This window comes from Eggerthella sp. (assembly GCF_048329335.1).
GTDB classification, from domain to species: domain Bacteria; phylum Actinomycetota; class Coriobacteriia; order Coriobacteriales; family Eggerthellaceae; genus Eggerthella; species Eggerthella lenta.
The window spans coordinates 1-8,841 of the sequence record NZ_DBFEGU010000134.1 but is presented as its reverse complement, the minus strand read 5'-3'; the positions used below and the strand labels follow the sequence as shown (position 1 = coordinate 8,841).

8 protein-coding genes and 3 tRNA genes are annotated in these 8,841 nt (G+C 63.2%); 5 read left to right on the top strand and 6 right to left on the bottom strand.

Annotated elements, in window-relative coordinates:
• From ACMO6A_RS04155 to ACMO6A_RS04145, 3 genes are all read right to left on the bottom strand, one after another.
• Positions 1-519, bottom strand: a 519-nt coding sequence (locus ACMO6A_RS04155) for an RNA polymerase sigma factor (RefSeq protein WP_418470822.1), incomplete at its 3' end; no start/stop codon positions are given.
• Between the two features lie 146 nt (positions 520-665).
• Positions 666-741, bottom strand: a tRNA-Lys gene (locus ACMO6A_RS04150).
• A 97-nt stretch (positions 742-838) separates the two neighbouring features.
• Positions 839-915, bottom strand: a tRNA-His gene (locus ACMO6A_RS04145).
• Between the two features lie 223 nt (positions 916-1,138).
• Here ACMO6A_RS04145 and ACMO6A_RS04140 point away from each other — a divergent pair.
• Together ACMO6A_RS04140 and ACMO6A_RS04135 are read left to right on the top strand one after the other, a co-directional pair.
• Positions 1,139-2,797, top strand: a complete 1,659-nt coding sequence (locus tag ACMO6A_RS04140) for an NYN domain-containing protein (RefSeq protein ID WP_009304206.1) — start codon at positions 1,139-1,141, stop codon at positions 2,795-2,797.
• Positions 2,798-3,130: 333 nt separating this feature from the next.
• Positions 3,131-3,706, top strand: a complete 576-nt coding sequence (locus ACMO6A_RS04135; RefSeq protein ID WP_009304207.1) for a DUF4230 domain-containing protein — start codon at positions 3,131-3,133, stop codon at positions 3,704-3,706.
• Positions 3,707-3,770: 64 nt separating this feature from the next.
• Here ACMO6A_RS04135 and sstT read toward each other — a convergent pair whose 3' ends face one another.
• On the bottom strand, positions 3,771-5,027 hold the full coding sequence (gene sstT, locus ACMO6A_RS04130; RefSeq protein ID WP_009304208.1) for a serine/threonine transporter SstT: 1,257 nt from the start codon (positions 5,025-5,027) through the stop codon (positions 3,771-3,773).
• A gap of 139 nt (positions 5,028-5,166) precedes the next feature.
• On the opposite strand from sstT, the gene ACMO6A_RS04125 reads away from it, so the two are divergent.
• Positions 5,167-5,251 (top strand) — tRNA-Leu (locus ACMO6A_RS04125).
• A 164-nt stretch (positions 5,252-5,415) separates the two neighbouring features.
• On the opposite strand, the gene ACMO6A_RS04120 is transcribed toward ACMO6A_RS04125, so the two are convergent.
• Both ACMO6A_RS04120 and ACMO6A_RS04115 read right to left on the bottom strand, forming a co-directional pair.
• Complete coding sequence (locus ACMO6A_RS04120) at positions 5,416-5,778, bottom strand: hypothetical protein (protein ID WP_009304209.1); 363 nt, start codon at positions 5,776-5,778, stop codon at positions 5,416-5,418.
• A gap of 141 nt (positions 5,779-5,919) precedes the next feature.
• Positions 5,920-6,507 carry a DUF308 domain-containing protein gene (locus ACMO6A_RS04115; RefSeq protein ID WP_418470821.1) on the bottom strand — a complete coding sequence of 196 codons (588 nt, stop codon included), beginning with the start codon at positions 6,505-6,507 and terminating at the stop codon, positions 5,920-5,922.
• Between the two features lie 303 nt (positions 6,508-6,810).
• Between ACMO6A_RS04115 and tig the strand changes: the two genes are divergently transcribed.
• Both tig and ACMO6A_RS04105 read left to right on the top strand, forming a co-directional pair.
• Positions 6,811-8,298 (top strand): trigger factor, encoded by a 1,488-nt coding sequence (gene tig / locus ACMO6A_RS04110; protein WP_009304211.1) that lies wholly within the window; start codon positions 6,811-6,813, stop codon positions 8,296-8,298.
• Positions 8,299-8,462: 164 nt separating this feature from the next.
• A partial coding sequence (locus tag ACMO6A_RS04105) for an ATP-dependent Clp protease proteolytic subunit (protein WP_418470820.1) occupies positions 8,463-8,841 on the top strand: 379 nt, incomplete at its 3' end.

The window sequence follows — 8,841 nt, the reverse complement described above, 5'->3', positions numbered from 1 at the left end:
GAACAGGTGCACGGCGGTGCGCTGCTGGGGCGTGAGGCGGGCGAGAGCCGCGGCCAAGTCGCCGGGCTCGAGGTTGCGGTTGCCGAAAGCGTCGTCGGGCGCTTCGCGTCCCGGCTCGTCCAGCTCGGAGGCGCGCAACGTGGACAGCGTGGCATCGTCAAGCTCGGCGCGGCGCTTGCTCCAGGGGCTGCGGTGCACGTCGTTGCAGCAGTTGATCGTCACGCGCAGAAGCCACGCCTTCAGATGCTCGTCGTCGGTGAACCGCTCTCTCGATTGCAGCAGGCGCATGAACACGGTTTGAAACACGTCCTCAGCGTCGGCGACGCTGCCCATGCGGCTGGTAGCCAAGCGAAGCACGGTGTCGCCCCAGCGCTCCATGGCGCTTTCGAGCGCCACGGCGTCGAGGACGTGCACGGTTCCGCTCGGCTGGCCAGCGTGCGGTTTTCGTCCGTTCGCTGCAGCAAGCGGACGGTCGCTCCGGGACGTTCCGGCTCCCAGAGCCTCGCAACCTACATCCATATCCCATCTCCTTTCCGCTACCAACACGCGCGAAGGAGCGTTTTGTCGCAGATGCTTCCGCCATCATACACAAGGTGCCCACAATTCAGAGGAGAAGGGGGAAAATGAAAAAGGCCAGACATGATGTCTGACCTTTAGAATTCAAATGGTGGACTGTCGGGGACTCGAACCCCGGACCTTGGGATTAAGAGTCCCCTGCTCTACCAACTAAGCTAACAGTCCAGAAATAACGCCTATGTCAAAGTTCCAAGTGCGCAAAGCGCTGGATTATTTTAAAGCATGTTTCCAGCAATTGCAAGTACTTTTTTCAAACTCGCGCTGGGGTGGATGATGGGACTCGAACCCACGACCTCCAGAGCCACAATCTGGCGTTCTAGCCGACTGAACTACACCCACCAAGGCGCAAGGTGGTAGTATACGGATTTTCTACCGGGAGTGCAAGAGGAATATGAGCAAAATGTATCAACCATTTTGCAAACGCCTGTCGATCGCTTGCTTTCAAGTAGTATAGAATCATCCAAGACGTCGAAAACGGCTGCCTAGCGCGGCGCCCGAAGAAGAGTCGACGCCCGAGGGGCAGGGCATCCGGCCCTCCCGCAATCGGAATGAGGAGCACTACGTGGATATCAAGCAATCGTCTGAAAAGCGGTTCGCACTTTTGATCGATGCCGACAACGTGTCGGCGAAATATATAAAGCCCATCACCGACGAGCTGTCGAAGTACGGCACCGTCACCTACAAGCGCATCTACGGCGACTGGACGCTCACGCTCCATGCCAAGTGGAAAGACGCGCTGCTGGAGAACTCCATCACGCCCATCCAGCAGTTCGGCTACACTCAAGGCAAGAATGCCACCGACTCGGCCATGATCATCGACGCCATGGACATCCTGTACACGCGCTCGGTGGAGGGCTTCTGCATCGTGTCGAGCGACAGCGATTTCACGCGTCTGGCCAGCCGTATCCGCGAAAGCGGCCTCACGGTCATCGGCATGGGCGAGAAGAAGACGCCCACGCCGTTCAGAAAGGCATGCGACATTTTCACCACGCTGGAGCTTCTGCTGGGCGACACGGGCGGCAAGTCGGGCGGACGCAACAGGAACCGTCACGACCAGGGCTCGTCGTCGAACGGCCAGGGCGCTGGAACCACCACCATGAGCAAGGACGAGATCGAGCAGGCCGTGGTGAACATCATCACGGACAACCAGAACAACGGCAAGTCGACGGGGCTCGGAGAGGTGGGCAGCCGTCTGCTGAAGCGCTACCCCGACTTCGACGTGCGCAGCTACGGCACGAACCTGCTGTCGAAGCTGCTCGACGAGTTCGCCAGCGTGCAGATCATCAAGGACGGCAGCTCGGTGGCCGTGGTGCTGGCTGAGGGTGCGAACGCTCCGAAGGACGCTTCCCCGGAGGCAGAGCAGGCACCCGAGACCAAGCAGGCCGACGACGTGAAAGACGCGCCGGTTGCAGAATCTGAAGGATCGACGGACGCACAGGGCGCCGCTGAGGCGAAGCCGGTCGAGAAGAAGCCCGCGTCGCGCCGTCAGCCGCGTCGTCGCAAGGATCAGGTCGCGGCGCAGCAGGGATCCGAGGCTACCGAGGAGAAGCCGGTTCAGGAACCGGAACTCTCAGCGGAGCCCGCAGGCGAGCAGCATGATCGTCTGGCCGAACCTGTCGTCGAAGCCGAGCCTGCCGAGCAGCCTCCCTCGGACAACCGTCCCGGACGTGCCGCCCGCATGCGCGCGGCTGCTTCTCGCTCGAGAGGCTCGGAAGGGCGCAAGCAGGCGGGGAAGAAGCAGACCGAGAAGGGTGAGCGCTCGGACGGCGAGGTGCCTGCCCAGGCCGCCGCGCCAACCGAGGAGCAGAAGCCCGCTGCGAAGCCGAAGCGCAAGCCCGCGAGGGCGAAGGCCCCCAAGGCCGAGCAGCCGGTCGCCGAGGCTACGGCGACGCAGGAGGAGCCCGTCGGGGAAGCGCCGAAGCGGGAGTCCGAAGCGCCCGCGAAGCGCGCACCGAAGCGTCCAGCCAAAGCGACTGCGAAGGCTGTCGCCGAAGGCGCCGCTGCCCCGTCCGACCCCGAGGCGTTCATCCGCCAGACCGTGGCCGCCGCCGAGCCGGAGGGGATCGCGCTGTCCGTGCTGGGCAAGCGCGTGCGCGGCAAGTTCCGCACGTTCAAGCTGCGCGATCTGGGCTACGCGCAGTTCAGGCCCTATCTCGACGACCTGGACGGCATCAAGGTGGAGCAGCGCGACGGCCAATCCTACGCCCGCCTCGACCGATAAGCGCGAATTGCCCGCGAGGGGTTTCTCGTGCGGTGCCGACAGGGAGGCTTCCCATCGGCGCCGCAGGGAGCCGCCCGATTACGGCTCGTGGTCTGCGCTCGGGGCGTCGAGCGGAATACCGCGCCCTCTTGGCAGAGGCGCGCATAAGTCGAGGACTTGGACTCCCTGCCCGATGCCGTGCGAACTCGCGGGCGCGGAAATGGACGAACGCGGCGGCGCATCCCGGCTCGTGACGGTCGGGCAACAACCGTTCGTTGAAGTCGTGAGGCGGCGTTTTCGGGTTCTTCTCCCATGATATCCTTGTAGCGTGAAAGCTGACGAGGTAGGAGAGGCATGAAGAAGATAGTCATGGTTATCGTCGCCGTCGCGCTGATCGCGGCCGGTGTGTTCGGAACGCTCGCCGTGCAGCGCACGTTCGAGCCCAGCATCTCGCTGTCGTCCACGTCCATCCAGGAGCAGCTGTCCGATTGCAGCGAGCTTGCCACGGCCAAGCTGGACTACCGCGGCCTCGTGCGCTACGAGAACGGCGACATCGACTTCATCACGAAGAAGGCCTTCACCATGGTCTACGATGCCGAGGTGCGCGCAGGCGTGGATCTGGCGCAGGCCCGCGTCGAGGTCAGCGGCAACGCCATCACGGTGAGCCTGCCGGCGCCGCAGCTTCTGGGCATCGAGATCGACCCGAACTCCCTCGAGTTCTACGATTCATCGTTCGCGCTGTTCAACTGGGAGAACAAGCAAGACACGGCCGAGGCGCTGAAGGTGGCGCAGCAAGATGCCGAGGGCAAGGTGAACCAGGCCAACATGCTGGAGCAAGCCAAGGCTCAGGCGCATACGCTGGTCGAGAACCTGTTGAAGCCCTTCACCGTCGGCGACAACGCCTATACGGTGACGGTGGTCGACCAATAGCAACGCGTGCAAGAAGAAGGGCGGCCCTGGAGCCGCCCTTCTTCTTGCAGAGGAACCGTTCCCCTTACGCCAGCTCGTTCTCGCTGAACGCATCCTCGCCGAACGTGATCTCCTTGCCGGCTTTGCGCCACTCGCGGTACTCCGACGTGGCGGTGAACAGCACGTCGGACGACGAGTTGAGCGCCGTCTCGCACGAATCCTGAACCACGCCGATGATGAAGCCGATGGCCACCACCTGCATGGCCACGTCGTTGCCGATGCCGAACAGCGAACATGCCAGCGGGATGAGCAGCAGCGACCCTCCTGCCACGCCCGACGCGCCGCAGGCGGACACCGCTGCCAGCGCGCTGAGGATGACGGCGGTGGGCAGATCGATGGACACGCCCATGGTGTGGGCGGCCGCCATGGCCATGACCGAGATGGTCACCGCAGCGCCCGCCATGTTTATGGTGGCTCCCAGCGGGATGGACACTGAGTAGTTGTCCTTGTCCAGCCCCAGCTTGCGGCACAGCTCCATGTTCACCGGGATGTTCGCCGCCGAGCTGCGCGTGAAGAACGCCGTGATGCCGCTGTCCTTCAGGCAGCGCAGCACGAGGGGGTAGGGGTTCTTGCGGATGCCCCAGAACACCAGCAGCGGGTTCGTGACGAACGCGATGAACAGCATGCAGCCCACCAGCACCAGCAGAAGCTGGCCGTACTCGGTGAATATCTCCAGGCCGTTCGCGCTCACCGTGGTGTACACGAGGCCCAAGATGCCGAAGGGCGCCAGCGAGATCACCCAGCGCACCACCTGCGACACGGCGTCGGACACGCTGGCGAACACGTCCTTCGTGCTCTGCGACGCGGCGCGCAGCGCGATGCCCAGCACCACGGCCCAAGCCAGGATGCCGATGTAGTTCGCGTTCATAAGCGCGTCCACCGGGTTCGACACCACGTTCATCACGAGCGCGCCCAGCACCTCCCCGATGCCCGACGGCGAGCTCTGGTCGGCCGCCGGAGCGCTCAGCGTGAGCTCGATGGGGAACAGGAAGCTGGCCACCACGGCCACGAGCGCCGCGACGAACGTGCTCACCACGTACAGGAGCACGACGGTTTTCATCGATCCGGCTGCGCGAGCGTTCGCAAGCGCGCTGATAACCAGGAAGAACACCAGAATCGGCGCGACGCCTTTCAGCGCCGACACGAACAGCGTGCCCAGCAGCTCGACGACCTCGATGTTCGGCACCGCCACGCCCAGCACGCCGCCGATCACCAGTCCGATGACGATACGCTTCACCAGGCTGACCGAGTTCCACGCCTGGACGACCTTCTTGATTCCCATGATGCGTTCCTTTCCCGTTGAGTCGCATCATAGTAGCAGAAAGAGGGCGCGCGCACGAAAAGCGTTCGGACGACGGTTTTCTTTCCCGCCGTTTTTGGTATCATGGTCGCTGCGCGCTTTCGGGCGCGATGCAACGCGTGCGGGCGTGGCGGAATTGGCAGACGCGCCAGATTTAGGTTCTGGTGGGGAAACTCGTGAAGGTTCAAGTCCTTTCGCCCGCACCATCAAGATACGTCGCGGCGCGCTTCGCCCAATACGGGATGCGAAGGCTGCGCGTCCCGTTCCCCATGCACGCTTTTGTCAAGCTAAACGCATCGTTGGACCCGCATACGCTTGACAAAAGCGTGCACGAGCAGAAAAAGGCTCGCAGCTTCGGCGTTCGGGCGAGCTAGGCGAAGAACTTTCCCAACAGAAAGCCTATGACTACGCTGAGGGCGGCGAACAAAGCGGCGGTGCCCACGAGGCGCGTTTCGCGACGCTCGCGGCGCTTGCGCTCCTCTTCCTCCTGTTTGAGCATGGGAAAGTAGGAGTATCCGTCCGACGTGATGGTGACCACGGTGCCGCGGCGGTCGTCGATTTTCTGCATGAGCGCGCCGTGCGCGATGAGCTCTACCTGCAGGTCGTCGTCGGGGCGATAGGGGAAGGCGCAGTGATACACGAGGTCGCCGTCGACGGTGCACGTTGCGCGCTCGTAGTCCAGCAAGCGCGCCAGCTCGCGTTCCTGCAATATGTTGAGATCGATGGTGGGCATGGAAGCCTCCGGCTGCTGCGTTTCGGGTGCGTTTCGCTTTCGGCTTCATGATACCGTGATCGGGCGATTAGCGGGAGGGCAAAATCGATTTGTAACCTTCGAGATTCGGGTAAGAGGCGCCTTCCTTGCCGTCCAATGGCGCTACGCTTCCGTTTCGACGGTGAGCTTGCCCGAATCGCCCGACTCGATCCGGAAGGGGTAGGCGATCAGTTCCAGGCCCAGCAACAGCACGTGGTGCTCGATGTTCGCGAACGGGCTGATGATAAGCAGCACGGCCAGCACCATCTCGAACACGGTGAAGGCCAGCTTCAACGCGAAGGGCCTCCTTCCCTTGAGCGCGTGCACCACGTCGTCGATCTCGTCGGCGGCCTTGTACAGGCCCAGGAGTCCCCACATCACGCCGACGAAGCTGATGGAGGCATGTCCCTGCACGAGGATGACGCCGCCGAGCACGCACATGACCACGGCCCGCCCCAGCACGGCCGGTTCCTCGACGAGGCTGCGCGCGTCGGCTCGCGCGCCGCTCGCGTGCGCAACCGCGTACACGAGGCCCGCCGCGCCCGATACCGCCATGAGGCCTCCCAGCAGATACGGCAGCGCGTCGGTGACGGTGTCGGGGATCAGCAGGCAGCACATCCCCAAAAGCGGCAGGAGCAGCAGCGAGACCACCGACACCTGCTCGCTGCGGCTGCGGGATTTGATGGCTTTGAGGGTGCGGTCCTGGGGCATAAGGGGCTCCTTGCGTCCTTGTCGAAAGTCGTCTCATGGTAGCATGACTTTCGATGCCGGCGGAATTTTCAACGGGCGGTTCCCCGGTTTCGTTTCCGTTGCACCCTGGTTGCGTCCCGGTTTCGTCGGTTCTTCGTGAACCTGCCTCATCTTTACTTCCCGGCTGGGCGCATATGTGCGATAATTCCGTCTCGGTGTGCTTGGCTTGCTTTGCAGGTCGTAACGCATCGCTGCAAGGGAAGGCCAAGGCAGTCGCACCGAACGATGCCGCAAGGCGACATATGAATGATGGAGGATAGTTACGTGGAAACAAAAGTTGAGGCATTGGAAGATAACCGCACGAAAGTGACCGTTACCGTCGATGCCGCGGACATCGATGCCCGCATCAAGAAGACCTACAAGGACTTCGCCAACAAGTACAACTTCCCCGGGTTCCGCAAGGGCAAGGCCCCGCGCCCGATCATCGACAACGCCCTGGGCGCCGAAGCCGTGCGCGCGACGGTCACCGACGACGTGGTCAACGGCACCTATCCTCTCGCCATCGACGATTGCGACCTGTACCCCATCGCCAAGCCTGAATTCGACGAGACGGACCTCGTCGAGGCCGGCAAGCCCTACACCTTCTCGTTCACCGTCACGGTGAAGCCCGAGATCGAGATTTCCAGCTACGAGCCCGTCGAGATCGAGCTGCCCGCCGAAGGCACGACCGATGCCGAGATCGACGAGCAGATCGACGCCCTGCGCGAGCACTACTACTCGTTCGAGGACGCTTCCGCCGCCACGAAGGTGAAGGAAGACAGCTATATCGACCTGGCCATGAAGGCCACCGACGACAAGGGCGAGGAGATTCCGTCGCTCACGACCGAGAACCGTCCCTACGGCTTGGGCGCGAACCTGTTCCCGGCCGAGTTCGACGAGCAGCTGGTGGGCCTGAAGAAGGGCCAGACCGCTACGTTCACGCTGGACATGCCCGCCGATCCGCCCATCATGCTGTCCGCGCTGGCCGGCAAGACCGAGAAGATCAACTTCGAGGTCGAGGTCAAGGTCGTCAAGAAGAAGATCGTTCCCGAGGTCAACGACGAGTGGGCCAAGGAGCAGATGGGCTTCGAAAGCGTCGAGGACCTGCGTGCGCGCATCGCCGAGTCCGTCACCAGCCAGAAGGCCGACATGATGCCGCGCCTGAAGGAGAACGCCTGCCTGTACGCGCTCGCCGAGCGCGTGGAGGGCGACGTCCCCGAGGCCATGCTGGAGGACGCGGAGGCCAGCTTGATCCAGGACTTCTTCCAGCAGCTGCAGAGCCAGGGCATGACCTTCGACGTGTACCTCGCCCAGCAAGGCATCACGCCCGACCAGTTCAAGGAGGACGTGAAGAAGCAGGCCGAGGACATGTCCAAGCAGGATCTCGCGCTTGACGCGTGGGCCCGCCACTTCGGCATGGAGGCTACGGCCGAGGAGGTCACCGAGGAGTTCGTGAAGAGCGGCGTCGAGGATCCCGCGGCTCTGGAGGCCGAGTGGCGCTCGAACGGCCAGCTGCACATGGTGCGCCAGGGCGTGATCCGCACCAAGGCCGTGAAGGACATCATGGACAAGGCCGTCGTGACCGAGCTCGACCTCTCGAAGAAGAAGGACGAGGAAAAGAAGCCGGCCAAGAAGGCTGCGGCCAAGAAGACGGCCAAGAAGGACGAGGCCGCAGGCGACGAGCCCGCGAAGAAGCCCGCCAAGAAGGCCGCTCCGAAGAAGGCTGCGAAGAAGGACGAGGACGTCGAGGCCAAGGCCGACGACGCAGAATAGCACCGTGAGCACATCGAGCCGTCCGGCCGCGCATCCGCGCGTCGCCGGGCGGCTCGAGGTAACGAAACGGTACCCCGGCCTTGCACAGCGCAGCGATAAACCTCACTATGGCATAAACGCAAGCAGGCCGCCGAGCGGCCGCAAGAGACAAGCGAGGCAACCTTATGAGCTTTGATCCCAAATCAGCACTGATTCCCTACGTTATCGAGCAGTCCCCGCGCGGCGAGCGCAGCTACGACATCTACTCCCGCCTGCTCAACGATCGCGTTATCTTCCTGGGCGAGCAGATCGACGACAACGTGGCCAACTCTGTGGTGGCGCAGCTGCTGCACCTCGAGAGCGCCGATCCGGACAAGGACATCTCCCTGTACATCAACTCGCCGGGCGGCTCGGTGACCGCGGGTCTTGCCATCCTTGACACGATGGACTTCATCAAGTGCGATGTGTCCACCATCTGCCTGGGCGAGTGCGCCTCTATGGCCGCCGTGCTGCTGTCCAACGGCGCCAAGGGTAAGCGCCTGTGCCTGCCGAACTCCATGGTGC

Coding starts and splice junctions, on each gene's coding strand:
- ACMO6A_RS04120 (WP_009304209.1), bottom strand. CDS start 5,778: ATGCCCACCATCGATCTCAACATATTGCAGGAACGCGAGCTGGCGCGC.
- sstT (WP_009304208.1), bottom strand. CDS start 5,027: ATGGGAATCAAGAAGGTCGTCCAGGCGTGGAACTCGGTCAGCCTGGTG.
- ACMO6A_RS04135 (WP_009304207.1), top strand. CDS start 3,131: ATGAAGAAGATAGTCATGGTTATCGTCGCCGTCGCGCTGATCGCGGCC.
- ACMO6A_RS04115 (WP_418470821.1), bottom strand. CDS start 6,507: ATGCCCCAGGACCGCACCCTCAAAGCCATCAAATCCCGCAGCCGCAGC.